The following is a 24,944-nucleotide window of genomic DNA, read 5'->3' as shown; positions in this document are numbered from 1 at the left end:
CAAGCGCGCGGGGTGGGATGAGGGGTTCTTACGCAGCATTCTCAATGGCTTGAAAGCGCCGGCCCCAGAGAGATGAGCCAAACGCGATTGCCCTGCAGCGGCTTGCCGAATGTTTGGTCGAGAAAGCAGGCAGTGATGGAGCTTCTAACACACCGTTTGTGTCGTTCGTTCGTTGGTGCGAAAAACATCCCTCACAAGCCAGAGAAATCATACTGGGTGCAAAAGACGGCCAAGCAGATTGCCAACGTTTCTGTGTGTTTGCTTTGCAAGGCCTCAATGACTTTGGGTGCTTGGTAGGCTTTGTAGGGGACGCTAGAGCAGAAATCCGATCCATTGGTTTTCGCGCCTTAGGAAGGCTCAAAAATATGACAACACAGGATGACCACACCGGCATAGATGCTTGTCTGTCGGAAATTCAGAACCCGTCTTCGGATGACGCGAGGAATGCTGCAATTGAAGCTGTCTTTCGCGTTTGGGACAACGACGCGACCGAGGAAAAATATCGGCAAGACGAAGTGATGAAGTCACTACTCGACAAACCGACCGATGAAGACTTGGTGCGTCTAAGCGCGATGCTTTTTTATCACAAGAATGCATCCACAGAGAAAACCATCAGTGCGATATTGAGTAAGTTGCAAGGAATATCCTCAAGTTTCGAGGCAGCAAGTCACTGGATAGAAAGCGCCCTAACTTGGAAAGATGACCGCTGGTCGTTCAAGCAGGTAGTTGCATTCATGGAAGTCATGGTTCCGCGCTTTGAACAGCCCGCAAAAAGCAAGCAGTTCCATAGCTTCATCGAATGGGTTTTTATTGAACGTGCAAACGCCTCTTATCTATTCGCTCGATGGCTTAATTCTGGCGACTTTTCCTTGTGCAGCTTCTTGGCCGAGATGGTCAGCGGCGGAGATAGGGGAGTCGCGCTACCTCTGCTGCCAAACGACCTACCCCCCGGAGCGGTCGATCAAATCTTTATAGCCCGAAAATGTATCGGGTTCCTTTGGCTCCATGAGATCACAGCGGCGTCAATTCTGCTCAGTCTTGTGGAACATGGACATCCAGATGCCGTCCCTGAAATCGAAGCACTTCTTTGGGAGCCACTTCTGCTTAGCTACTCCAGTGAGCTTAGGCCGTATCTTGAGCAACAGGCATCGAGTGCATCCCCGACTGCGGCCAAGGTGGCTCAAGAGCTGATAGCGCAGCACGCAGCATACATTGAAGGGCTGGAAAAGGCCCATGACCTTAGCGAACTTGAGCCCTCAAATGAAGCGAGACGAGCCGCTGCCATCAAAGATCACCAGAGAAACACAGATATTCAAAAGCAAGCGCGCAAGATGTCAATCTTTGGCGATATGTTTCATACTGCTACGATGCTCTACGGTAAAAAGAGCTTCAGTATGATCACGGGTGCTGATGGCAAGAAGTTTCCAAATATTACCCCGCTGAGCGAACACTCCTATAGCTTTGAGTTTCCTCGCTTGTCTGTGGTTGACCCGGTTGGATTTAATGCGCTTCTCACGGTTTGTAGGGTCGAGCAGAGAAAAACACAATGAAATTGATACTCAAAGAATATCTCGCGTCGCTCAAGGAACGCGGCGACCTTGACAAAGCGCTGTTGCCCAACCTGCTGTCTGCGATGGGGTTGCAGGTGCTGAAAACTCCAATGATCGGAACTCGCCAAGACGGAGTTGACATATCTGCCGTAGGTCAGTTGCCAGACGATGATCGGAAGTACCTTTACTTGCTCTGCGTTAAGGCAGGAGACGTAGGGCGCAACGATTGGGATGCAGGGCCACAATCAGTTCGTCCAGAGTTGCAGGAAATACTGGATGTCTACATAGGTTCGAAAATTGCAAAAGAGCATCATGATTTGCCGATCAAAATATGTTTGTGCATGGGGGGCGAGTTAAAAGAAACTGTTGAGGGTAACTGGGCTGGCTTCACGCAGAAAAACGCGACTAGCGAAGTGTGCTTTGAGCTATGGAACGGGGACCGCCTTGCTGGATTTATGGAAAGGTCTTTGTTGGCGCGGGAGTTATTGGACGAAGCGGCGCGCAGGCATTTCCAGAAAGCTCTTGCAATGGTGAACGAACCAGAGGCTTGCTACGAGTATACCAGAAGTTTTGTCGCCATCGTTCTCCCTCCAGATGAGATGAAAGACAAAGAGCGACTATTGAGGCTAAGGCAAGCGTATATTGGTCTCCACGTCATATGCGCCTGGGCGATTGAAGCTAGGAGCCTCGACGTCGTCTATCGGATATCTGAATTGGGCTTGCTGTTCTGCTGGGATGCAATGCGAGAACAACCAATCATGCCGAAGCCCACTAAGCATCAAGCGGCTCTGACAGAAATTTTGGATCAATACGTTCGGCTCTATCTGATGATGTCCGAGTTGTATTTTGAAAAGGTACTGTATCCTCATGCCGAGACGCTTCACGCGCTGACGGTTTCGGTGAAGTCACGGGAGGCGGTCGATGCCAATCTTGCGATGTTCGACCTGCTCGGGCGTGCAGCCACCCGTGCAATCTGGACGGACTTGTTTGGGAAGGCTCTTTCAGAAGCGAACCCGGAATTTGCTGGCAGCCTGAGCGAGCAGACAGCGAAAATGCTCGACATGTTGGTAGCTCTGATCAACAACAACCCGACTTTGGGGTCTCCATTCAAGGACGATCACATGATCGAGGCAGCCTTGGTCATGTATCTGGCACAACAAACATCGTCAGGCAGGCGATTTATGCCATGGTTTCATACTATGGCTGAGAACACATCGTTCGCGCTACTAACCAATGCCAGTTACCCCACATGCTTTCGCGATTACAACGATCTGCTTGCACACCCTGCGAGCAATGAACAGGAATACCGAGACGAGGCATGTGTTGGCAGTATCCTGTATCCATACCTGTTCGTGTGGCTTCAGTACGGGGCCGAACAAAGCTTCGTTGAGGAATTCTCCAGACGACTTTCGAGAAAAATACCGAACTGCACACATCAGGCGTGGTTCCCCGATGAGGAAACGGATCAGAAAATCTGGCGCGGGGAAACCTACCATGGGATTTGTGTGACTGACCTGTCGCCATCACGTGGACATGCGGAGATAGCAGACACCTTGAACCTAGCAATCAAGGAGTGTGGGGCAATTCTTGAAATGACAGTGATGAAACGAGGACTGGTTCCACTGTTTTTGACGGCGTGTAGGCACTATCGCTTGCCCATCCCGCCAACACTTTGGATGCCGCCGCAAAGCCATTCAGATGTGGCTCCGGTGGAGCCCAATTAATAGAAGAGTAGAAACCTTCCATGTCCTTCTGCGTAAGTTGCGTCGCAGCACTGTTTGGGTACGCCAATGTCCGCAAAGGGCCGTTCGCGCAGCGATTGCTCTTAACTCATGTGCTCTTCTAACCGCCCCCGCAGATACCGCTCCACCCCGACCGCCAGGGCAAAAGCCGGAGCCACCAGCACCAGCGCACCAGCAGACCCCGCCGCCACGACCACCATCGCCGCCGCCTCAGCTCCAAGCAGCATCACCGCCGCCCAGCTCGCCAGATAAGCCACCCCGCACAGCCCTACCGCCCGGATCACAGGATGCGTATAGCGCGCCAGATCGCGCTGCATCCGCTCCACCGTCGCCATCTGGTGCCGTTGCCACGCGTCGCTCTTCTCGATGTTCACCATCATTCCCTCAACAATTCGATCCAGGTGTGGACGTCGTCCATCGGGATTTCCTTCCCCTCCAGGAACGACCGGTACCAGCGCGCCACGATTGCGCCGCGTTTCTCGCTTTTCAGGCGGATGCCGGTCGCGCCAAGGTGGCGGTCCAGCGCCGTCTCGAACCCTTCCAGCGCCGCCAGGTCATGGCCCGGGCGCACGGCCTCCACCCCCAGCAGGATCCAGTTCAGGTCCACACCGAACTGGCGGTGCATGTCGACCAGCGCCTCCACCGGCATCGAGCGTTTGCCGGTCTCGTAGCTCTGATATGCGCGCTGCGACATGCCGAGCGCCTCGGCCATGCGAGCCTGCGACAGGCCAAGCTCGTTGCGCGCGATCGCCATGCGCGCGCCGAGGCCGCCGAGGTAGGTATCCGGACGATTCACCATTCTTGCCATCAATCAGCTTGCTATGACGCATGAACGCATATAAGCGCACGTTTGTGCGTTAACGCCAGTGTTCCACCATCGAACCACGGCCAAGCACCGCATTCAATGCGTTTTCGTTCATTTGCAGGAAAGGAGAGAGGTTTGTCACAGGAAAAGCTGCTGTCGCCCAAGGAACTTGGTGCCCTTGTGGGGCTCAGCACGGCGCAAATACGTGCCTTGATGAACGACGGGCGGCTCGAATTCGTCGAGATCACGCCCAAGACCCGCCTGCTGACCATGACCGGTTGGGAGCGGTTCCAGAAGCGCGCGACCAAGCTGCGCGGGGACGAGAGGGAGAGGGATGGTTCGGTGTCGAGTGTAAATTGATCAGGGGGAGAGCCGATGGGCACGACCAATCTCAACATCAGCGTGATCGACAAGCGCATGCTGAAACAGTCCGAGGCCGCCAGTTACACGGGCCTTGCCATCAAGCATTTCAAGGCGAGCTGCCCGGTGCGGCCGGTCGAGCTGGCGCGCGGCACCCTGTTGTGGGACCGGCGCGACATCGACCGCTGGATCGACACGATGAAGGCCGATCATGTCGAGATGACGCGCGACGACATCCTGGACCGGCTCTGATGACCCATGTGCGCGTCAAGGGGTTCAAGATATTCAAGGATCGCCACGGCCGGATGCGCTGCTACCACCGCGCGACGGGCCACAAGATCGACCTGAGCGAGGCACCGCTGGGTTCGGCCGAGTTTCTGGCGCAATGCGAGACGATCCGCGCCATCGCCGTTGCGCAGAAGCAGAAAGGGCCGCGGGCGGGCACACTTGGCGGGCTGATCAAGGGCTATTTCGAGACCGGGCATTTCGCCAATCTGGCCGAGGCCACGCGCCGCGATTACCGCAAATGCGCGGATTTCCTTGCCCCCATCCGCGACACGCCCGTCCATGTGATCGACACGCCGCTGATCGCCGGTATCCATGACAAGGCCGCGAAAAAGATCGGCTGGCGGCGGGCGAACATGGTCCGCACCCTGCTGAGCGAAGTGTTCCGCCACGCGATTCCGCAGGGCCTGATCGCCGCGAACTACGCCAAGGACGTGATCCCCAAGCGCCGCCCGCGCGACCGCGCCTATGCCAACCGGCCATGGAGCATCGAGGAACGCGACATCGTCCTGTCCCGCGCCAAGCCGCATGTGCGGGTGGCGCTGGCGCTGATGATGAATACCGGGCTCGACCCCTCGGACGCGCTGAAGCTGCGCAAGGACCAGATCGACGGCGACACCATCTGGGGCGTGCGGGGCAAGACGGGGGAGGAGGTGGCGATTCCCGTCAGCCCGACCTTGCAGGTCGCCCTCGACAGCATCCCCGTGCATGAGGCGGCTACCGTGCTGGCCAGCTCGCAGGGCGGGCCTTGGACCTACAACGGTTTTTCGACCGTCTGGCACCGCTTCAAGACCGGGCTGGAGGAGGAAGGGCTGATCGCGCCCGGCCTCACGCTCAAGGGCCTGCGCCACACTGTGGCGACGACGCTGCGCGAGGCGGGGCTCGATGAGCGGCGCATCGCGGACCTCTTGGGGCAGAAAACACCGTCCATGGCGCGGCATTATTCGCGCTCTGCCAACCTTGCCGACAAGAACCGCGAGACGATGGCGGCGCTGGAAAAAGAGAACGCAAGGCGGGCGAAGATTGTCAAACCTGTCCCCGAAAAGCGTCAAACCCGATCCGAGTAAGGACCAGACATGACCACAAAACCCAACCATTTCAGCTTGTTAAGTGGTGCCCGGGGGCGGAATCGAACCACCGACACGAGGATTTTCAATCCACTGCTCTACCCCTGAGCTACCCGGGCACGGGATGCGAGGGCGTGTCTGATTGCCTGCCTCGCTGGGTAGCGGTGTCTTATGTCAGGCGCGAAACGCTGTCCAGAGGCAAATCGAAAAAACTACCGGGTTTCAGGCGTGTGAGGGCCGGGGGCGTCGGGGTCGTCATCTTCGGCCTCTGTCAGGGGGGCGGGGATGGTGTAATCCTCGCGCAGCCAGCGTGCGAGGTCCACGTCCGCGCAGCGACCCGAGCAGAAGGGGCGGTATTTCGCGTCCGCCGTTTTGCCACAGATCGGGCAGCTCATGGCAGCAGCACCGACAGCGCCACGCGGTCGCGTTTGCGGGTCAGTTCGAAATTGCCCAAGGGGGTGAACCCCGCCAGCACCGTATCGCGCCCGTCACGTTTGAACGCCGCGCGCATGACCTGTTCCAACACCTGTTTTTCGCGTTTGGGATAGGGGGCAAGGTCAATCACCACCTGCCCCCCCAAGCCCCGCAGCCGCAATTGCTGCGGCAGCGCGCGGATGGCGGCGATATTCGCCTTCAGACCGGCGGCGGGGCTGGTGTCGGGGCCGGTGTTCACATCGACCGCGACCAGCGCGCGGGTCGGCTCTATCACCATGGACGCGCCCTGCGGCAGGCTGACCTCGGGGCGGCGCAGCGTGTCGAGCGCGTCGTCCACAGCGTGGCGCGCGAAGCTGCCCGGCTGGTCGTCGAGCGTGTCGGCAGCCTCCCAGTCGCGCCATGCCAGTTCATGCGCGCCGGGCGCGGCGAGCAGCAATTCGGGAGGGCCATTCAGATCGCCCAGCACCTGTTCGGCTAGGCTGCGCATTTGCAGGATGTCATCGGCGATCTCGGCCTCGTCCGTGTCCATACAGGCCGAGCGCAGGATCAGGCCCAACCGCTCCCCTGCCCCATCCATGCAGTCGCGCGCAAGCGCATCCAGATCAGCGCGCAAATCGTCATCGTCGATCTGGCGCGAGATATTCAGCCCCGGCGCGTCTGGCGTGACAATCGCGTAGCGGCTTTTGAACAAAAGCCGCGTCGTCACGGGCACGGCCTTGCCCTGTTCGGCCAACCCCGTCACCTGCACCAAGATCGGATCGCCGGGGCGCAAGCCCTTGGTTTGGCGCAAAAAGCCGCTCTGGCCATCGGGCAGGTCGACAAAGGCACCGCCCAAGCCCTTGACCGGACGGCCCAGCTTGCCGCGAAACAGCGATTCCGGCGGGATGACCCAATCGGGCGGGTCGATGATGAAATCGTCCAATTGCCCGTCAACTATACGCGCTGCGGCCTGCCGCTCGCCGATATGGTCCAGCGCGATCGTGCTACCCTTCATGTCCCCACCTGTAGCCAGCGGCGCGCAAAAGCTGCGCGGTTTCCATCGCGGGCAGGCCCATGACGCCGGTGTACGAGCCCTGCATCCACGGAATGAACGCGGCCCCCAGCCCCTGAATGGCGTAGCCACCCGCCTTGCCCTGCCATTCGTTGGACGCGAGGTAGAGGTTCACCTCGTCATCCGACAGCCGTTTCATCTTGACGGCGCTGACCTGCGTGCGGGTCCAGACCCGGTCGGACCGGCGCAGCGCGACAGAGGTAATCACCTCGTGCCGCCGCCCGGACAATTTGTGCAAGAACGCCGCCGCCTCGCCCGCGTCGGCGGGTTTTCCCAAGATGCGCCGGCCAAGCGCGACGGTCGTATCGGCGCAAAGCAACAGATCGTCCGGGTCTGTCGGCAACGCATCCAGCTTTGCCCGCGTCACCCGCTCGCAATAGGGGCGCGGCAATTCGGCTTTTAGCGGGGTCTCGTCTATATCCGCCGCGACGACCGCGTCGGGCGTGATGCCAAGCTGCGCCAGCACCTCCAGCCGTCTGGGGCTGCCAGAGCCGAGAATCAGGCGCATCGGCTTATTTGAAGCGGTAATTGATCCGCCCCTTGGTCAGGTCATAGGGGGTCATTTCCACCTGAACCTTGTCGCCGACCAGAACGCGGATGCGGTTTTTCCGCATCTTGCCTGCCATATGCGCATTGATCTCATGGCCGTTTTCCAGCTCGACCCGAAATGTCGCATTAGGCAGGAGTTCTCTGACGACACCGGGAAATTCGAGCAGTTCTTCCTTGGCCATGGTCACTCCGTCCGTGATGGGCGCGCGAAATCGCGCGTATGCGCTGGTAAATGCGCGCATCGGGGGCGTTTTTCAAGCCAAATATGCAAAAAGGCCCGCGCTAGCCCTGCACCAGTCGGATTTTCTGCTCTGGCCAATGGGCGTGGTTCAGCACGGCCCCCTCGCGGCGCACGGTGTGAATGGCGCCGATGTCCACATCCGCCACGGCCCAGCCGGGCGCATTGAGGGCGGTCTGCGCCAGTATGCCCGTGTCGGGGAAGCCCAGATCGGGCGGGCCGTAGATGGCCGCCGCCCCGGTGTTCAGGTCCACCGCGGGGCACCACTCCGCCACGCCCACGGTCGGCGCTTGCACGACCACGCATTGGTTTTCCAGCGCGCGGGCCATTGCGCCCACCTTGACACGGGTATAGCCCGCCACCCCCTCGGTGCAGGACGGGACCAGGATGATCTCTGCGCCCGCCTCTGCCAGCGCACGGCCCAAAAGCGGGAATTCGGCATCGTAGCAGATCAGGATACCGATGCGGCCAAGGGGCGTGTCGAACACGCGCAAACCGTCGGTGCCGGGGGCGATGTCCCAGTCTTCGCGCTCAAACCGGGTCATGATCTGCTTGTCCTGATGGCCGATCACGCCGTCGGGGCCATAAAGCGTGGCGCGGTTCACGGGCCGCGAGGCTCCGGCTTGCGCCGGGGCGGAGGCACCCAGAATGTGGACCTTGTGCTGTGCGGCCAAGTCGCAATGCAGCGCGCTCACGCGGGGGGCGTGGCGCATGACCTCTGTCAGTGCCGCGTCCAGATCGGCGGCGGTGTCCGCCCCGCCAAGGCTGGCCAATTCCATCGCGCCATATTCGGGAAAAACCAGCAAATCGGCCCCGGTCGCGGCCCCCGTGGCGACCCATTCGCCAAGCTTGGCCACGTAGGCGTCCCAATCGGACAGGAAATCGAGCGCGTAGGCAGCGGCGGCGATCTTCATAGCGCGCGCATCCAGACTTGCAGCGGCTTGGCGGTCTCCGCATCCTCGCCAATGTCGCGCCATGTGAAATGAGCCACCACACCCGGCAAGGGCGCATAGCCGCGCTTGCGCCAGAACCCGTCAAGCGGGCGGTAGGTTTCGGGCCGCGCGGGATGGTCGTCTGGGCGTTTCACGCTGCAAAAGGCGGCATAGCGCAGGCCCAAGGCACGCGCCTGCCCCTCGCGCAGGTCGAAAAACCGATGCCCGGCCCCCTGCCCGCGATACTCGGGCAAAAGCACGGATTCGGCACAGTAGAAGACCTGCGCGGGGTCATATTCCGTGCCGTCGAAGGCCGCGCGAAACTCTGCATCGGCATCGACCATGGGCAGACCCGTCGCAGCCCCCACCAAGAGGTCGTCGTCAAAAGCCGCCGCGACGATGGCGCGCGGGTTGTCGCGGTAAACGGCCAGATAGCCACGCTCATAGGCCAGATCGCCCTCATACAGATAGGGCCAATCATGGAACACCCGGATCCGCAATTGCGCCAGCCCGTCGATGACAGACCCGATTGCCGCCCCCGTCAAAGCCTCGAAGCGCAAGCTCATGCGGAAACCTGTGCGATCCAGTCTTGCAGGTTGTAATAGGTGGTCACGCGGGTGATCTGGCCATCCTTCAGCGCAAAGAACGATCCGGCGGGCAGAACGTAGCGCTGGCCGCGTGCTTCGGGCAGGCCGGGGTCGGTTTGCAGATATTCCCCATGCACGACAAATTCCGCTGCCGCGCGCGTGCCGTCCTCGTTGGCGAAGATCACGATGTCGCGCAATTCCTCGCGGTAGCTGACACCCATATGACTGCAAAACTCGGCAAATGCCGCACGCCCATGGCGCAGCTCTCCCTGATTGACGTGATGCGCCACATCCTCGGCCACCAGCGCGATCATGCTGCCCGTGTCGCCGGCGTTGAAAGCTGCGAAATATTGCTCGATGACCTCTCGACTCATGGTCGTCCTCATCCGTGTGTCGGCGGCCCGAACCGGGCCAACAGGCGCTCTTTGATCTGGTCGCGGGCCTGACGGTAGGCGGCGAGTTTTGCCTCGCGCGTCTCTCCCAGCCCGGACGGGTCCATGATCGGCCAATATTCCACGTCGATATGGGCGTAGCGGGTCAGTTCCAACGCCTGTCTTTGGCTGGCAGGCGACAGGGCGATAATCAGGTCAAACCCGCCAAGGTCGTCGCCCCAATCCATCATTTCCTCGAAGGAGCGCGATCGGTGGCGCGACAGTTCCACCCCGTCCTCTGCACTGACGGCGATGGAAAAGCCGTCAATCTCGCGGTCGGAATGCACCCCCGCCGATTGCACATAGGCGCGCTGGCCGTAAAGCTTTTTCATGAAGCCCTCGGCCATGGGCGAGCGCACGGAATTGTGGTCGCAGCAAAACAGCACGGACGTGGGAAAATCCGAGCCCATTCAACCCCCGAAATGCAGCACGCAAATCAGGGTGAACAGGCGGCGCGCGGTGTCCTTGTCCAGTTCCGCCTTGCCCTCCAGCCGTTCCTGCAAGATGCGCGCACCCTCGTTGTGGATACCGCGCCGTGCCATGTCGATGGCTTCGATCTGGCTGGGCGGCATGGTTTTGACCGCCTCGTAATAGCTGCCGCAGATCTGGTAGTAATCCTTCACCACCTGCCGGAACGGCCCGAGCGACAGGTGCATCTCGCTGACGGTCGCGCCCGCCTCGTCGCGCAGGTCGATCACCAAACGCCGCTCGCGGATGGCAAGCGTCATCTGGAACGGCCCCGGCGGCGGCTCTTGCCCCTCGCGCGGCAGAATGGTGAAGCTGTTATCCTCCAGCAGATCGAACACGGCGACCTTGCGCTCTTGTTCCACCTCTGGCGTGGGCGTGGGCAGCCCCGTGTCGTCAATCTCGATCTGGCAAATACGGCTCATTGGCTCTCTTGGTTCGTCACTGACCCCTTTGAGGGCGAAGTGTTGCCCCAGCGGCATGAGCGGCGCAAGCACTTATGCGGTCGGGCCGGATATGACGAAGGGCGCAGGCCAGCGCCCGCGCCCCTTTCGACCGGCCAAACCCACGCCTTACGCGTCCAGATTTTCCACGCTCAGCGCATTGCGCTGGATGAATTCGCGGCGCGGCTCGACCACATCGCCCATCAGCTTGGTGAAAATGTCATCGGCCTCTGCCAGATCGTCGACCTTCACTTGCAACAGCGTGCGTGCTTCCGGGTCGAGCGTGGTTTCCCAAAGCTGGTCGGGGTTCATCTCGCCCAAGCCCTTGTAGCGTTGCAGCGACAGGCCTTTCTCGCCCTCTGCCAGAATGGCGTTCAGCAGGTCGACTGGGCCGTAGATGGTTTGCTTGCGGTCGCGGCGCACCAATTCGGCGGGCTGCGCATAGATGTCTTGCAGGCTTTGGGTATGGGTCGCCAAGCGCCGCGCCTCTCCCGAGCGCAGCACTTGCCCGTCCAGCCGGCGCACCTCTTCCACCCCGCGCAGCACACGGCTTAGCCGCAAGCCGCCATCCTGCGTGGGCCGACCTTCCCAGCCGCGCTCGTATTCGGCGGCGATCAGGTCCAGACGGGTCGCCACGCTATCGGCCAAGGCCTGCGGATGGGCGGCCAAGGCTTCGGCCATCAGCGCCCCGGCGATGGTCGCCTGTTCCAGAATGTGCTGCGGGTAATGGCTGGGGAAGGCTTCGAGAGAGCGGCGCACCGCGCGCGCCTCTGTCACGATCCGGGCCAGATCCTGACCGATGATCTCTTCGCCATTGGCCAGACGCAGCACCGCGCCCTCAACCCCTTGTTCGATCAGGTAATTCTCAAGCGAGGGCTTGTCCTTCAGATAGACCTCGGACTTGCCGCGCGCGACTTTGAACAGGGGTGGCTCTGCAATATACAGATGCCCCGCCTCGATCAGCTCGGGCATTTGCCGGAAGAAGAAGGTCAAGAGAAGCGTGCGGATATGCGCGCCATCCACATCGGCATCTGTCATGATGACGATCTTGTGGTAACGCAGCTTCGAGATGTCGAACTCATCCCGCCCGATGCCGGTGCCCAGCGCGGTAATCAGCGTGCCGATTTCCTGGCTCGACAGCATCCGGTCGAAGCGCGCGCGCTCGACGTTCAGGATCTTGCCGCGCAGGGGCAACACGGCTTGGTTCTGGCGAGAGCGGCCCTGCTTGGCCGACCCGCCCGCGCTGTCGCCCTCGACCAGGAACAGCTCCGACTTGGCCGGGTCGCGTTCCTGGCAATCGGCCAGCTTGCCGGGCAGGCTGGCTACGTCCATCGCGGTTTTGCGGCGCGTCAATTCGCGGGCCTTGCGCGCGGCTTCGCGTGCAAGCGCCGCCTCGACAATCTTGCTGACAATGCCCTTGGCGTAGTTGGGGTTCTCCTCGAACCACTCCGCCAGCTTCTCGTTCACAAGGCTTTCCACGGCGGGCCGCACTTCGGAACTGACCAGCTTGTCCTTGGTCTGGCTGGAGAATTTCGGATCGGGCACTTTCACCGACAACACGCAGGTCAGCCCCTCGCGCGCATCATCGCCGGTGAAGCTGACCTTCTCCTTCTTCGCGATCCCGCTCGATTGCGCATAGGCGTTGATCGTTCGGGTCAGCGCCCCGCGAAAGCCCGCCATATGCGTGCCGCCATCGCGCTGAGGGATGTTGTTGGTAAAGGGCAGCACGGTTTCGTGGTAGCTGTCATTCCACCACATCGCGACCTCTACCCCGATTCCGTCGCGTTCGCCCATAATGTAGATCGGCTCTGGCATGACCGGGGTCTTGCTGCGGTCCAGATGGCGCACGAATTCGCGCACGCCGCCCTCGTAGAACAATTCGCTGCGCAGGGGCTCCGCCGGACGGTGGTCTTCCAGAATGATCCGCACGCCCGAATTCAGAAAAGCCAGTTCGCGCAACCGGTTCTCCAGCGTCTTGAAGCTGTACTCCAGGTTCGAGAAGGTCGTGGTCGAGGCGAGGAACCGCACCTCGGTCCCGGTGCGGTCGCCCGCCTCACCCACAACTTCCAGATGGCGCACGGTGTCGCCACGCTCGAAGCGCGCGACATGCTCTTTGCCCGCGCGCCAGATGCGCAGCTCCAGCCAGTCGGAAAGCGCGTTCACCACCGACACACCCACACCGTGCAGACCGCCCGACACCTTGTAGCTGTTCTGGTCGAACTTCCCGCCCGCGTGCAGCTGGGTCATAATGACTTCGGCGGCGGACACGCCTTCCTCGGTGTGAATATCGGTCGGAATGCCCCGACCGTTATCCATGACCGACACAGAGCTGTCGGCGTGAATGGTCACGGTCACATAGTCGGCATGGCCCGCCAAGGCCTCGTCAATGCCGTTATCGACAACCTCATAGACCATATGGTGCAGGCCCGACCCGTCATCGGTATCGCCGATATACATGCCGGGGCGTTTGCGAACCGCGTCCAACCCCTTCAAAACCTTGATGGAATCGGCACCGTAGTCGTCGGTTTTCTGGGCTTCGGCAGACATGCAGATCAATCCTCGTTTGCGTGCCCCACTTATAGGCAGATCAATGGGGATTGTCACGCGCATGACACAAGATTTAGCGGTTTATCCCCGGCTTTTGCCTATTCATCCTTGCCCAAATATCCTCAGGGGGTGAATGGCGGCGAAAGCCGACAGAGGGGGCGCGAGCGCCCCCTTAGCCCCCTTGGGCAATTCCGATCAGCGCATAGGTCAGTTGTGCCGCCGTGAAATCCCACACATCCGCGCCCGCGATGGGGGCAAGTTCCACCACGTCGATGCCCACGCAGCGCCGACCTTTCAGCGCCGAGCGCACGATGGACAGCGATTGGTAATACGCCAGCCCCCCCGGCACAGGCGTGCCGGTTGCGGGCATCAAGGGTGCGTCCAGCCCGTCCACGTCGAAGCTGATATAAATGTCTTCGGGGAAATCGTCGGGCAGCGTCACCTCGGTGATATTGCCCATGACCAGCTCTTCGGCGTCGATATAGGTCACGCCCAGCGCGTCGCGCAGCGTGGCTTCTTCGGTGCAAAGCGCCCGGACGCCGTATTGCGCCAGCGCCATGCCCTCTTCCTCGACCAGCAGTTGCATGACCGACGCATGGCTGTGCCGGAAGCCTTGATAGGCGCGGCGCAGATCGGCATGGGCGTCGATCTGCACGATCCCAATCCTGCGGCCCAGCGCGCGCGACACGCCCATGACCGCGCCCCATGACAGGCTGTGCTCGCCGCCCAGCGTGACCGGAATCTGGCCTGCCCGCGCAATCCCCTCGGTGCGCGCGGACAGCGCGGCCAAGGCTTCTTCCAGCGGCTGGTCGCAGTCGATGGGGGGCGTGGTGTAGATACCCGCCGCGCAGGGCTCCATCCCGCGCCAGAGCCGTTCCAACTGGTCCGACGCGTCGATCAGCGCCGCCGGGCCATCCGCCGTTCCCGACCCGTAGGAGACCGTCTTTTCCAACGGCATCGGCACGATCTGGAACCGGGCCTCGGGGCTGCGTTCATCCAGCGTCAGTTCAGAGTTCAGGAAGATCATGACAGGCGGCCCTTGAAATCGCTGTAATCGAATTGCCGGATCACGCGCATCGCGTCCGTCTCGCTGTTCCACACCGCCAGCGCCGGCAGGCGCACGCCGTTGAACGTGGTGGTTTTGACCATGGAATAATGCGCTTGGTCCATAAACGCGACCCGGGTGCCGATTTCCGGCACGCCGCCGAAATCATACCGCCCGATCACGTCGCCCGCCAAGCAGCTTGGCCCACCCAAGCGCACCGGGGTCTTGCCCCCCTCGCCCAGCAGCGCGGGGCGATAAGGGGCCTCGATCACGTCGGGCATGTGGCAGGTGGCAGAAATGTCGAGGATCGCGTTCGCGCCATCGTTTTCGACCACGTCCAGCACTTCACCCACCAATATCCCGCAATCGAGCGCCACGGCCTCGCCCGGTTCAAGATAGCAGTGCAGGCCCGTTTCCTCGCGCACATGGGAAAGGAACTCGACCAGCCCGTCGCGGTCGTAATCGGCGCGGGTGATGTGATGCCCACCGCCGAAATTGATCCACTTCAGATGCGGTGCCAATTCGCGGATGCGCGGCGCGATATGCTCCCAGATGGCCAGCAGCGGCGACAGGTCTTGCTCGCACAGCGTATGCATGTGCAGACCATCGACCCCCGAAAGCGCGGCCGCATCAATCTGCTCCAAAGGCGTGCCGAGGCGCGATCCGGGGGCGGCGGGGTCATATTTCGCATCCTCGCCCAAGGGCAGGCCGGGGTTGAAGCGCAGGCCGACATGAATATCGCGGCCCGACGCTTGCAGCACAGGTAGGAAGCGGTCCTTGGCGGCGGGCGTGTTGAACACGATATGGTCCGACAAAGCCGCGATCTCGGCCATCTCGTCCGGCTTGTAGCCTGCCGAGAAAGTCTCGACGATACCGCCATATTCCTCGCGCCCAAGGCGGGCTTCCCACAGGCCCGACGCGCAGACGCCCGACAGGTATCGGCTGACCAAAGGGGCAAGCTCCCACATGGAAAAGGCTTTCAGCGCACACAGCACCGTCGCACCGGACCGCGCTTGGACATCGGCCAGAACACGCAAGTTCGCTTCCAGCCGCGCCTCATCCACCACGAAGCAGGGCGAGGGCACGCGGTGCAGGTCGAACCGGGCAAACGCGCCCGGATCGCCCGCGAAGGTCTGCATCGCCATCAGAAATCAGCCGGGGCCGACAATTCCGTCAGCGTCCAGGGCAGACCGTGCTGGTTGAGCATGTCCATGAACGCATCAGGGTCCAGTTGCTCGGTGTTGAACACGCCCGCGCCCGACCAAGTTCCGTTCAGCATCAGCGCGGCCCCGATGAAGGCGGGCACGCCGGTCGTGTAGCTGACCGCTTGGCTTCCGACCTCGCGGTAGCATTCCTCATGGTCGCAGATGTTCTTGATGTAGAACGTCTTTTCGCCCGATCCGTCCTTTGCGGGGCCGGTGATGATGTCACCGATATTGGTCTTGCCCTTGGTGCGTTCGCCCAGATCGCCGGGGTTCGGCAGAACGGCCTTCAGGAATTGCAGCGGAATGATCTTGTGGCCTTCATAGTCCACAGGCTCGATCGAGGTCATCCCCACGTTCTGCAACACGGTGACGTGGTTGATATAGGCGTCGCCGAAGGTCATCCAGAAGCGCGCGCGCTCGATCTCGGGGAAATGCGTCACAAGGCTTTCCAGCTCTTCGTGATACATCAGATACATGTTCTTGGGGCCGACGGCCTCGAAATCGAACTCGACCTTGGTGGACATGGCGGGGCTTGTGACCCAACCGCCATTTTCCCAGTGGCGCACTTCGGCGGTCACTTCGCGGATGTTGATCTCGGGGTTGAAATTGGTCGCGAACGGGTGGCCGTGATCGCCGCCATTGCAATCCAGAATGTCGATCAGGCGAATGCCCGACAGGTGATGCTTGCGCACATAGGCGGCGAAAATGCTGGTCACGCCGGGGTCGAACCCCACGCCCAGCGCGGCCATCAGGCCCGCAGCCGCGAACTGGTCGTGCAGCTTCCACTGGTGAGAATACTCGAACTTGGCTTCCTCGGGCGGCTCGTAATTCGCGGTGTCCAGATAATGCACGCCGGTGCGCAGGCACGCCGCCATCAGGTCCAGATCCTGATAGGGCAACGCAAGGTTGACCAGAAGCGCGGGTTTGACGGCCTCGATCAGCGCGACGGTTTGGTCCACGTCATTGGCGTCGACCTCGTAGGTCTCTATCTCGACCCCGGTGCGCGACTTCACTTCGGCCGCAATCGCCTCGCATTTCGTCAGCGTGCGGCTGGCCACGCAGATGCGGCCCGGAAACAGGTCCGGGTTCATCGCCATCTTGTGCAGCGTGACAGAGGCCACGCCGCCCGCGCCAATAACCAGAACGTCCTTGTTGGTGTCAGCCATGGGTATGTTCCTCATGTTCGTAATAGGTGTAGCCATTCATCGCGTGGCGGTAGGTTTCCATCAGCATCCGCCGTTGCGCGGGGTTCAGCGTGCCATCGCGCACGCCGCGTTCCACGATGCGCTTGAACGCGTCAAGGCATTGGCGCGGCTCGTATTCGACATAGGCCATCACTTCGGACACGGTATCGCCTTCGACCTCGTGCTGCAATTCCAGCACGCCGTCTTCGTTGAAATCGACCGTCACGATATTGGTATCGCCGAACAGGTTGTGCAGATCGCCCAAGGTTTCCTGATAGGCACCGACCAAGAAGATGCCGATGAAATAGCGCTCTTCCTCGCGCAACTCGTGGATGGGCAGCGCGTTGCCGATCCCGTGGCCGAGCACGAACTGGTCGATTTTGCCGTCGCTGTCACAGGTGATGTCGGACAGGACCGCGCGGCGGTTGGGCGTTTCGTTCAGGCGTTGCAGGGGCGCGATGGGCACCAGCTGGTCGATGGCCCAAACATCGGGCAGCGACTGGAACAGGCTGAAATTGGCGCGGTAGATGTCGCGATGGGCAGAGAGAGCCTCGACCACTTCCTGCGGAACGTCCTCTGGGTTCTGGGCGACCAGATCCTTGATGCGGCCCACGATATAGAGGAAAATCTGCTCGGCGCGGGCGACTTCCTCAATGCCGATCACGCCCCGTCGGAACAGCGCGCGCAACTCCTCGCGGTAGTATTCGGCGTCGTTCAAGCATTCCTGCACGCGGCGCGGCGACAGATAGCCCGAAATCGCCGCCATGTCCGACAACATGTGATGGTCATCTTCTTCGGGCGTGATGGGGGCGGCGCGGTCGAAATAGCTGGCTTCCAGGATGTCGGACAAAAGCATCGACGAATAGGCAACGATGGCGCGGCCCGATTCCGTGACCAGCGTGGGATGAGGCACCTCGGCCTCGTCCATCTGGTATTTCACGGTCTCGACCACGTTGGCGCAGTATTCTTCCATGGTGTAGTTCATGGAATTGTCATTCGCGCGCGCCTCGCCCGTGTAGTCGATGCCCAAGCCCCCACCCAGATCAAGATATTCCAGCGGCACGCCCAAGCGGCGCAATTCGGTGTAGAAGCGGCAAGCTTCGTCCACAGCCTGGCGAATATCCATGATCTGCGGCACCTGGCTGCCCAGATGCGCATGTTGCAGCACAAGGCACTCCAGCATGTCGGCGGCGCGCAGCTTCTCGACCAGATCGACCACTTCCTTGGTGGTCAGCCCGAAGGTCGAGCGGTCGCCGGAACTGTCGGCCCAGTTGCCCGTGACCCGCCGTGTCAGCTTGATGCGCACGCCCAGCGCGGGCTTTTCGCCCAAGCGGCGCGCCTCGGCGATGACGGTATCAGCCTCGGCAGGCGATTCGATGACCAGAACGCAGTTGATTCCGGCCTTGCGCGCCAGAATGCCGAGGCGGATGAATTCGGCGTCCTTGATCCCGTTGCAGATCAGCAGCGCCCCTTTCGGCAGGTCACGCGACAGGGCAAGGATCAGTTCCGGCTTTGACCCCGCTTCCAACCCGAATTGAAACGGGCGGCCATAGTCGACGATGCGGTCAATGACCTCTGCCTGCTGGTTTACCTTGATCGGAAACACGCCGCGATAGCTGCCCTTGTAGCCGCTGGTCGTGATGGCTGTGGCGAAGGCTTGATTCAGATGTTCCAACTGGCGGCGCAGGAATGCGCCCACGCGCACCAGAACGGGGGTATGCACGCCCCGCTCATGCAGTTTGTGCAACAGGTCGGGCAGGCTGGCGGGCGTGTCGTCGGGCCGCTCCGGGTTCACAAGCCCCAGATCGCCGTTGTCCATGCGGGCGAACATGCCCGCGCCCCAACGGTGGATGCCATATTCCTGAAACACGCGATCCGGCATGTCGCCTCCTTTGGTCTTCGGTGGCACAAGGTGAAGCGCCGGGATAGGAAATCCACATGACAAACGCAAGAAATTAAGCGAGATTTCGCGCAAACGGAGCAAGAAAAGACAATGCTGATTTCGGCCAATCTGGGCTTTCTGTTCACCGACCTGCCCCTGCCCGACCGCATCCGTGCCGCGCGCGACGCGGGGTTTGACGCGGTTGAGATGCACGATCAGGCGCAAGGCACCGATCTGGACGGGTTGGCCCATGTCTTGGGCGACATGCCGGTGATCGTGCTGGGCACCTTCATGGGGGACAGCATGGGCCGCGCGGCACTCTCGTGCGAGGGCTTCACGCAAGATTTCGCCGCCGCCGCTGATGCCGCGCAAGCGCTTGGCGCGCGGGCCATTCACATGGTTGCGGGCAAAAACGGGGATGCTACGACCTATCTGCACAACATAGAGCACGCGCTCGCCCGCACGCCCTGCGATCTGTTCATAGAGCCGATCAGCCCGCGCGCGGCGCCCGGTTATTTCCTGTCGGGCTTCGCACAGGCCGAAGCGCTGCTGGACCGCTTCAACGACCCGCGTCTGAAGATCATGGCAGACTGGTTCCATATCCGCGCGCTGCACCCCGAGGCCGAGGGCCACGCGCTGCTGCGCAGGCTTTGGCCGCGCATTGGCCATGTCCAGCTTGCCCGCGCATCAGACAGGGGCGCGCCCTGCCCCATGCTTTGCCCGGAAATCGCACGGCTGATGCCGCTCTTGCGGGACTTGGACTGCCCCGCCATCGGGTTGGAATACAGCCCCGATGAGACACCGCAACGCGCCATCGCCGACACAGTTGCCGCGCTGCGGGCTTAGGCACGTTGCAAGCCCCGCGCCAAGCCGCTAACAGGCGCGCAACCACCAGCCTGAACGGAGCCGCCGACATGACCCATCCCTTGCGCCTTGGAATTGCCGGGCTTGGCACGGTTGGCACCGGTCTGATCGCGCTCGTCCAACGCAATGCCGCGCTGATAGAGGCGCGCGCAGGCCGCCCCGTGACCGTCACCGCCGTCAGCGCCCGCTCGCGTGCGCGCAACCGCGGCGTGGATATTTCCGGCTATGCCTGGGAAGATGACCCCCTTGCACTGGCGCGGCGCGACGATGTGGACATCGTGGTAGAGTTAATGGGCGGCGAGGATGGCCCCGCCAAAGCCCTGACCGAAGCCGCAATCGCGGCGGGCAAGGATATCGTCACCGCCAACAAGGCGCTTCTGGCGCTGCACGGGCAGGCCTTGGCCGAAGCCGCCGAGGCAAAGGGCGTGGCCCTGCGCTTCGAGGCGGCTGTCGCGGGCGGCATCCCGATCATCAAATCGCTGATGGAGGGGCTGGCGGGCAACAAGATCACCCGCATCAAAGGCGTGATGAACGGCACCTGCAACTATATCCTGACCCGGATGGAAGATGCGGGCCTGCCCTACGACACCGTGTTCGAGGAAGCCAACCAGCTTGGTTATCTGGAAGCGGACCCCACGCTCGATGTGGGCGGGATCGACGCCGCGCATAAGCTGGCGATCCTGTCCGCCATCGCCTTTGGCGTGCAGCCCAATTTCGAGGCAATCGAACTGGCCGGGATCGAACAGATCGAGATCGAAGACATCCGCGCCGCCGCCGATCTGGGCTTGCGCATCAAGCTGCTGGGTGTCGCGCAGATGACGGGCCGGGGGCTGGAGCAGTCGATGACGCCCTGCCTTGTGCCCGCCGACAGCCCTTTGGGACAGTTGAAGGGCGGCACAAACATGGTCGTGGTCGAGGGCGACGCCATCGAGCGCGTGGTTTTGCGCGGCCCCGGCGCGGGCGCTGGCCCGACCGCCAGTGCAGTCATCGGCGATGTGATCGACATCGCGCGCGGGCTGCGCCTGCCGGTCTTCGGCCAGCCTGCGACCAGCCTTGCTCAACCGCAAGCCGCACGCGCGACCGCGTCAAAGCCCTTCTACCTGCGGATGACGCTGATCGACAAACCCGGCGCGCTGGCCAAGGTGGCAGAGGCACTTGGGAATGCGGGCGTTTCCATCGACCGGATGCGCCAGCAGGGCCATGCCGACACGCGCGCGCCGGTTCTGGTCATCACCCACAAAACGACGCGCGACGCGATTGACCACGCGGTCGCACTCTCGCTGAAAACCGGGGTCGTGGTGGACGAGCCTGTCGCGCTGGCGATCGAGGAAGACTGAGTCCCATATGTCGCAGCCATCGGGCTGTTAGCGCCCCCATCTACACCAGCCCTTGTGGATGGGGGGCGAGTGCCGATAGAGCTTGGGCAACCAGTCTGTCCAAGGATCCTCCGCCATGACCTCGAAATCCGAATTCCACGACCGCATGTTGTCGCTGGGCCTTGCCCGCGTGTCCGAGGCCGCCGCCCTTGCCTCTGCCAAGCTGGTGGGGCGCGGCGACGAGAAAGCCGCCGACCAGGCCGCCGTGGACGCGATGCGCACGCAGCTCAACATGCTCGACATCAAGGGGCGCGTCGTGATCGGCGAAGGTGAACGCGACGAAGCGCCCATGCTCTATATCGGCGAGGAAGTGGGCAGCGGCACCGGCCCCGAAGTGGACATCGCGCTTGACCCGCTGGAAGGCACCACGCTGACCGCCAAGGATTTCCCCAACGCGCTGACCGTGATCGCCATGGCACCGCGCGGGTCCATGCTGCACGCGCCCGACGTGTATATGGAAAAGCTGGCCATCGGACCCGGTTTTGCGCCCGACACGGTCACGATGGACATGTCGCCCTCTGACCGTGTGCGCGCGCTGGCCAAGGCCAAGGGCTGCCAGCCGTCGGACATTACCGTTTGCGTGCTGGAACGCCCCCGCCACGAGGACATGATCGCGGACATCCGCTCGACCGGGGCGGCGATCCGGCTGATCATGGATGGCGATGTGGCGGGTGTGATCCATTGCGCCGAACCCGATGTGACGGGGATCGACATGTATATGGGCTCTGGCGGCGCGCCCGAGGGCGTTCTGGCGGCATCCGCGCTGAAATGCATGGGCGGGCAGATTTATGGCAAGCTGTTGTTCCGCAACGAGGACGAGATCGCCCGCGCCCGCCGCGCCGGGATCGAAGACCTTGACCGCGTCTATACCCGTGACGAGATGGTGACGGGCGACGTGATCTTTGCCGCGACCGGCGTGACGGATGGGTCCATTGTGAAGGGCATTCGGACCGAACCCGGCTGGGTGACGACCGAAACGTTGCTGATGCGGTCGAAAACCGGGTCGCTGCGGCGGATGACCTACCGCTCGCCCCTGTAAGGCGTGGGGCGGGGGCGCTGCCCCCCGCTTGGCCCTGCGGGCCAGCCCCCGGAGTATTAGAGGCAAGATGAAGCACGACACGGCGCTTCTGCTGATTGATTTCCAGACCGGGTTTTCCGACCCGATCTGGGGCGCGCGCAACAACCCGCAGGCAGAAGCGCAGGCGGCGCGACTATTGGCGGCGTGGCGCGATGCGGGCGCACCGGTGGTGCATATCCGGCATGTCAGCGTGCAACCCGGCAGCCCCCTGTCGGGCGCGGGCGCCGAGTGGATGGCCGACCTGACCCCCATGGACGCAGAAACACGGTTCGACAAATCGGTGAACTCTGCCTTTATCGGCACCGGGCTGGAAGCGTGGCTGCGCGCGCGGGCCATTGACCGCGTGGTCGTCGCCGGGCTGACCACGCCGCATTGCGTGTCCACCACATGCCGGATGGCCGCCAATCTGGGCTTTGGCGTGACGCTTGCGCATGACGCCTGCGCGGCCTTCACGGCCAATGCCGATGCCGGCTGGGCGGATGGGCCAAGCGCACAGCTAGATGCCGAGGCGATCCATCACGCCGCCGTCAGCCATATCCACGGCGAATTCGTGACCGCCCGCCGCGTTGCGGATATTCTGCGCCAATGACCGAAGACCGCGCATTTCTTGGGGTGGCGTGTTCCGCGCTCGGCCAGCGTTGGGTTGGCCCCGACCTTGGGCGCACGCGCCATGCCGAAGCGATTGCGCAGGCAACCGCCTTGCCCCCCGCCGTCTGCTCTGTTCTGGCGCGCGCGCAGGTCGCGCCGGACCAAGCGCAGGATTACCTGACCCCCTCCCTCCGCGCGCTGCTGCCGGACCCGCGCGGCCTGAAGGATATGGAAGAGGCCGCCGCGCGCGTGTTGCGGGCCGTGACGGGCCGCGAACGTATTGCGATTTTCGCCGATTATGACGTGGATGGCGCGGCCTCTGCGGCGCTGCTGCTCGACTGGCTGGGCGCGATGGGCGCGCGTGCCACGCTCTATGTGCCCGACCGCCTGACCGAAGGCTATGGGCCGAACGCGCCCGCCATGGCGAAGCTCGCCGCCAGCCATGACCTGATTGTCTGCGTCGATTGCGGCACCATGGCGCATGACGCTTTGGCGGCGGCCGAGGGCACCGATGTGGTGGTGCTGGACCACCATCTGGGCGGCGAAACCCTGCCCCGCGCGCTGGCCATCGTGAACCCCAACCGGCAGGATGAAGATGGCGCGCTGGGGCATCTGTGCGCGGCGGGCGTGGTGTTCCTGATGCTGGTCGAAGCCAACCGCCAAGGCCGCGCGCAGGGGCTGACCGGGCCGGACCTAATGGCGCTGCTGGATCTGGTCGCGCTGGCGACGGTCGCGGATGTGGCCCCGCTTCTGGGCGTGAACCGGGCCTTCGTGCGTCAGGGCTTGCGGGTCATGGCAGGCCGCGCGCGCCCCGGCCTGCGCGCGCTGTCGGACGTGGCGCGGCTGGACACCGCCCCGCGCGCTTACCATCTGGGCTATGTGATCGGGCCGCGCATCAATGCAGGCGGCCGGATCGGGGCGGCGGATATGGGCGCGCGCCTGCTGGCCACCCGCGACGAGAGCGAGGCAGAGGCGCTGGCCCAACGGCTGGACCTTTTGAACACCGAACGCCGCGAGATAGAGGCCGCGGTGCGCGCCAGCGCGCTTGCGCAGGCCGAAGCGCGGGGCTTGGATGCGCCGCTGGCATGGGCGGCAGACGATGGCTGGCACCCCGGCGTGATCGGCATTGCCGCCGCGCGCCTGAAAGAAGCCACGCACCGCCCCGCGATCGTCATCGCGCTTGACGGCGAGATCGGCAAGGGATCGGGCCGCTCGGTCCCCGGCGTGGACCTTGGCGCGGCGATCCACCGGCTGGTGCGCGAGGGGCTGCTGCTGGGCGGGGGCGGCCACAAGATGGCGGCGGGCCTGACCGTCGCGCGCGACGGGCTGGATGCCGCGATGGCGCGTCTGGCCGACCTGTTGGCCCAGCAGGGCGCAGGCGCGGACGGCCCGCGCCGCCTGCGGCTGGATGGCGCGCTCATGCCCGGCGCGGTCAGCCCCGAACTGATCGCCCAGCTAGAGGCCGCCGGCCCTTTCGGGGCCAGCGCCCCCGCGCCGCGCTTCGCACTGGCCGATATGCGCATAGAAGGGCTGCGCCGGATGGGCGACAACCATCTGCGCTTTCGCTGCACCGGGGGTGATGGGCGCAGTCTGGACGTGGTGGCCTTCGGCGCGTTCGATTCGGCGCTGGGGCCCCTCATCGCAGAGCATCAGGGGCGACGGCTGCACCTCGCCGGGCAGATCGAGATCAACTTCTGGGGCGGCCGCCAGACCCCGCAACTGCGGCTGGATGATGCCGCCGTCCCCAGCGATACGGCCTGAGAAAATTTCCTTCCACAAAGCCGCATTTTTCGCGCGAAACCCTCTTGCGCAGGTCCGCCGCTTTGCATAAACACCGCGTCACACAGCAAGTGGCCCGTTCGTCTATCGGTTAGGACGCCAGGTTTTCAACCTGGAAAGAGGGGTTCGATTCCCCTACGGGCTGCCACTTCCCGCCTTAAGTTATTGTGTCGCATGAGGATTTTCCTTGTGCTTGCTAACCTTTCAGAGGGGGTTAGCAGATTTCGGGTTGTTGGCGGTGTCTTGCAGCTTCTCAACCGCGCTATGAGCAAGCAGAACTTGGTCGGCTTTCGCCGTGTAGCGACGCACCTCTGCGTCGGTCTTGTGGCCGGTGATCGACTTGATTTCGTGATGGGTGCACCCTGAACCGCCCCTTGTTTGCCGGAGACCCAGAAGTAAGGATACTGGGTCATGGGAAAGATGAAGAACGGAACACGTTATCCAGAGGAACTGCGC

The 24,944-nt window shown here is 62.6% G+C and carries 26 protein-coding genes, 2 tRNA genes and 1 pseudogene; 11 read left to right on the top strand and 18 right to left on the bottom strand.

Translation table 11 applies throughout. The features are described from left to right. Positions 1 to 113 precede the first annotated feature (113 nt). Positions 114 to 1,550, top strand: coding sequence for a hypothetical protein (locus tag J1C52_RS14395; protein ID WP_227428630.1), 1,437 nt, complete (start codon positions 114 to 116; stop codon positions 1,548 to 1,550). Then, positions 1,547 to 3,274 carry a hypothetical protein gene (locus tag J1C52_RS14390; RefSeq protein ID WP_227428629.1) on the top strand — a complete coding sequence of 576 codons (1,728 nt, stop codon included), beginning with the start codon at positions 1,547 to 1,549 and terminating at the stop codon, positions 3,272 to 3,274. The genes J1C52_RS14395 and J1C52_RS14390 overlap by 4 nt, the downstream gene beginning before the upstream one ends. 101 nt (positions 3,275 to 3,375) lie before the next feature. On the opposite strand, the gene J1C52_RS14385 is transcribed toward J1C52_RS14390, so the two are convergent. Together J1C52_RS14385 and J1C52_RS14380 are read right to left on the bottom strand one after the other, a co-directional pair. After that, positions 3,376 to 3,669 (bottom strand): hypothetical protein, encoded by a 294-nt coding sequence (locus J1C52_RS14385; protein ID WP_227428628.1) that lies wholly within the window; start codon positions 3,667 to 3,669, stop codon positions 3,376 to 3,378. Beyond that, complete coding sequence (locus J1C52_RS14380; protein WP_227428627.1) at positions 3,669 to 4,091, bottom strand: helix-turn-helix domain-containing protein; 423 nt, start codon at positions 4,089 to 4,091, stop codon at positions 3,669 to 3,671. Before J1C52_RS14380 ends, J1C52_RS14385 begins: the two co-directional genes overlap by 1 nt. A gap of 141 nt (positions 4,092 to 4,232) precedes the next feature. On the opposite strand from J1C52_RS14380, the gene J1C52_RS14375 reads away from it, so the two are divergent. Genes J1C52_RS14375 through J1C52_RS14365 form a run of 3 tightly spaced genes read left to right on the top strand, consistent with a single transcriptional unit; the run spans position 4,233 to position 5,809 of the window. Beyond that, a complete protein-coding gene (locus J1C52_RS14375) occupies positions 4,233 to 4,457 on the top strand; it encodes a hypothetical protein (RefSeq protein ID WP_024811261.1) in 225 nt (74 codons plus the stop codon). 15 nt (positions 4,458 to 4,472) lie between these two features. Next, complete coding sequence (locus tag J1C52_RS14370) at positions 4,473 to 4,709, top strand: hypothetical protein (RefSeq protein ID WP_024811262.1); 237 nt, start codon at positions 4,473 to 4,475, stop codon at positions 4,707 to 4,709. Continuing rightward, positions 4,709 to 5,809 (top strand): tyrosine-type recombinase/integrase, encoded by a 1,101-nt coding sequence (locus tag J1C52_RS14365; RefSeq protein WP_227428626.1) that lies wholly within the window; start codon positions 4,709 to 4,711, stop codon positions 5,807 to 5,809. The genes J1C52_RS14370 and J1C52_RS14365 overlap by 1 nt, the downstream gene beginning before the upstream one ends. Positions 5,810 to 5,853: 44 nt before the next feature. Here the strand turns inward: J1C52_RS14365 and J1C52_RS14360 are convergent. From J1C52_RS14360 to speA, 15 genes are all read right to left on the bottom strand, one after another. After that, positions 5,854 to 5,928 (bottom strand) — tRNA-Phe (locus tag J1C52_RS14360). A 93-nt stretch (positions 5,929 to 6,021) separates the two neighbouring features. Beyond that, on the bottom strand, positions 6,022 to 6,204 hold the full coding sequence (locus J1C52_RS14355) for a DNA gyrase inhibitor YacG (RefSeq protein ID WP_227428625.1): 183 nt from the start codon (positions 6,202 to 6,204) through the stop codon (positions 6,022 to 6,024). Beyond that, positions 6,201 to 7,238, bottom strand: a complete 1,038-nt coding sequence (locus tag J1C52_RS14350; protein WP_227428624.1) for a ribonuclease E/G — start codon at positions 7,236 to 7,238, stop codon at positions 6,201 to 6,203. The genes J1C52_RS14355 and J1C52_RS14350 overlap by 4 nt, the downstream gene beginning before the upstream one ends. Then, positions 7,228 to 7,803, bottom strand: coding sequence for a Maf family protein (locus tag J1C52_RS14345; protein ID WP_227428623.1), 576 nt, complete (start codon positions 7,801 to 7,803; stop codon positions 7,228 to 7,230). The genes J1C52_RS14350 and J1C52_RS14345 overlap by 11 nt, the downstream gene beginning before the upstream one ends. A gap of 4 nt (positions 7,804 to 7,807) precedes the next feature. Next, positions 7,808 to 8,026, bottom strand: a complete 219-nt coding sequence (gene infA, locus J1C52_RS14340; RefSeq protein WP_072245643.1) for a translation initiation factor IF-1 — start codon at positions 8,024 to 8,026, stop codon at positions 7,808 to 7,810. A gap of 100 nt (positions 8,027 to 8,126) precedes the next feature. Further along, a complete protein-coding gene (locus J1C52_RS14335) occupies positions 8,127 to 8,996 on the bottom strand; it encodes a carbon-nitrogen hydrolase family protein (protein ID WP_227428622.1) in 870 nt (289 codons plus the stop codon). Next, positions 8,993 to 9,580, bottom strand: coding sequence for a GNAT family N-acetyltransferase (locus J1C52_RS14330; RefSeq protein ID WP_227428621.1), 588 nt, complete (start codon positions 9,578 to 9,580; stop codon positions 8,993 to 8,995). The genes J1C52_RS14335 and J1C52_RS14330 overlap by 4 nt, the downstream gene beginning before the upstream one ends. After that, a complete protein-coding gene (locus tag J1C52_RS14325) occupies positions 9,577 to 9,975 on the bottom strand; it encodes a ketosteroid isomerase-related protein (RefSeq protein ID WP_227428620.1) in 399 nt (132 codons plus the stop codon). The genes J1C52_RS14330 and J1C52_RS14325 overlap by 4 nt, the downstream gene beginning before the upstream one ends. A gap of 8 nt (positions 9,976 to 9,983) precedes the next feature. Continuing rightward, positions 9,984 to 10,442 (bottom strand): low molecular weight phosphatase family protein, encoded by a 459-nt coding sequence (locus J1C52_RS14320; protein ID WP_227428619.1) that lies wholly within the window; start codon positions 10,440 to 10,442, stop codon positions 9,984 to 9,986. Continuing rightward, a complete protein-coding gene (locus J1C52_RS14315; protein ID WP_227428618.1) occupies positions 10,443 to 10,922 on the bottom strand; it encodes a UPF0262 family protein in 480 nt (159 codons plus the stop codon). A 147-nt stretch (positions 10,923 to 11,069) separates the two neighbouring features. After that, complete coding sequence (gyrB, locus tag J1C52_RS14310) at positions 11,070 to 13,487, bottom strand: DNA topoisomerase (ATP-hydrolyzing) subunit B (RefSeq protein WP_227428617.1); 2,418 nt, start codon at positions 13,485 to 13,487, stop codon at positions 11,070 to 11,072. Between the two features lie 172 nt (positions 13,488 to 13,659). After that, positions 13,660 to 14,514 (bottom strand): agmatinase family protein, encoded by an 855-nt coding sequence (locus J1C52_RS14305; protein ID WP_227428616.1) that lies wholly within the window; start codon positions 14,512 to 14,514, stop codon positions 13,660 to 13,662. Further along, positions 14,511 to 15,677, bottom strand: a complete 1,167-nt coding sequence (locus tag J1C52_RS14300) for a carboxynorspermidine decarboxylase (RefSeq protein WP_227428615.1) — start codon at positions 15,675 to 15,677, stop codon at positions 14,511 to 14,513. The genes J1C52_RS14305 and J1C52_RS14300 overlap by 4 nt, the downstream gene beginning before the upstream one ends. Continuing rightward, entirely contained in the window at positions 15,677 to 16,903 is a 1,227-nt protein-coding gene (locus J1C52_RS14295) for a saccharopine dehydrogenase family protein (RefSeq protein ID WP_227428614.1), read from the bottom strand. The genes J1C52_RS14300 and J1C52_RS14295 overlap by 1 nt, the downstream gene beginning before the upstream one ends. Beyond that, on the bottom strand, positions 16,896 to 18,803 hold the full coding sequence (speA, locus tag J1C52_RS14290; protein ID WP_227428613.1) for a biosynthetic arginine decarboxylase: 1,908 nt from the start codon (positions 18,801 to 18,803) through the stop codon (positions 16,896 to 16,898). Before speA ends, J1C52_RS14295 begins: the two co-directional genes overlap by 8 nt. Positions 18,804 to 18,914: 111 nt before the next feature. On the opposite strand from speA, the gene J1C52_RS14285 reads away from it, so the two are divergent. From J1C52_RS14285 to J1C52_RS14260, 6 genes are all read left to right on the top strand, one after another. After that, positions 18,915 to 19,649 (top strand): TIM barrel protein, encoded by a 735-nt coding sequence (locus J1C52_RS14285; protein ID WP_227428612.1) that lies wholly within the window; start codon positions 18,915 to 18,917, stop codon positions 19,647 to 19,649. A gap of 68 nt (positions 19,650 to 19,717) precedes the next feature. Further along, a complete protein-coding gene (locus J1C52_RS14280) occupies positions 19,718 to 21,004 on the top strand; it encodes a homoserine dehydrogenase (protein ID WP_227428611.1) in 1,287 nt (428 codons plus the stop codon). Positions 21,005 to 21,119: 115 nt separating this feature from the next. Then, complete coding sequence (gene glpX, locus J1C52_RS14275) at positions 21,120 to 22,082, top strand: class II fructose-bisphosphatase (protein WP_227428610.1); 963 nt, start codon at positions 21,120 to 21,122, stop codon at positions 22,080 to 22,082. Positions 22,083 to 22,149: 67 nt separating this feature from the next. Next, complete coding sequence (locus J1C52_RS14270) at positions 22,150 to 22,710, top strand: cysteine hydrolase family protein (protein ID WP_227428609.1); 561 nt, start codon at positions 22,150 to 22,152, stop codon at positions 22,708 to 22,710. Beyond that, positions 22,707 to 24,470 carry a single-stranded-DNA-specific exonuclease RecJ gene (gene recJ / locus J1C52_RS14265; protein ID WP_227428608.1) on the top strand — a complete coding sequence of 588 codons (1,764 nt, stop codon included), beginning with the start codon at positions 22,707 to 22,709 and terminating at the stop codon, positions 24,468 to 24,470. Before J1C52_RS14270 ends, recJ begins: the two co-directional genes overlap by 4 nt. Positions 24,471 to 24,561: 91 nt before the next feature. Further along, a tRNA-Glu gene (locus tag J1C52_RS14260) sits at positions 24,562 to 24,636 on the top strand. A 56-nt stretch (positions 24,637 to 24,692) separates the two neighbouring features. Here the strand turns inward: J1C52_RS14260 and J1C52_RS14255 are convergent. After that, a pseudogene (locus J1C52_RS14255) lies at positions 24,693 to 24,944 on the bottom strand (hypothetical protein); the annotation flags it as partial.

The organism is Roseibaca sp. Y0-43 (genome assembly GCF_020667835.1).
GTDB lineage: Bacteria > Pseudomonadota > Alphaproteobacteria > Rhodobacterales > Rhodobacteraceae > Roseinatronobacter.
Note: the sequence above shows the minus strand (reverse complement) of the source record. Positions and strands in the feature narration are given on the sequence as shown.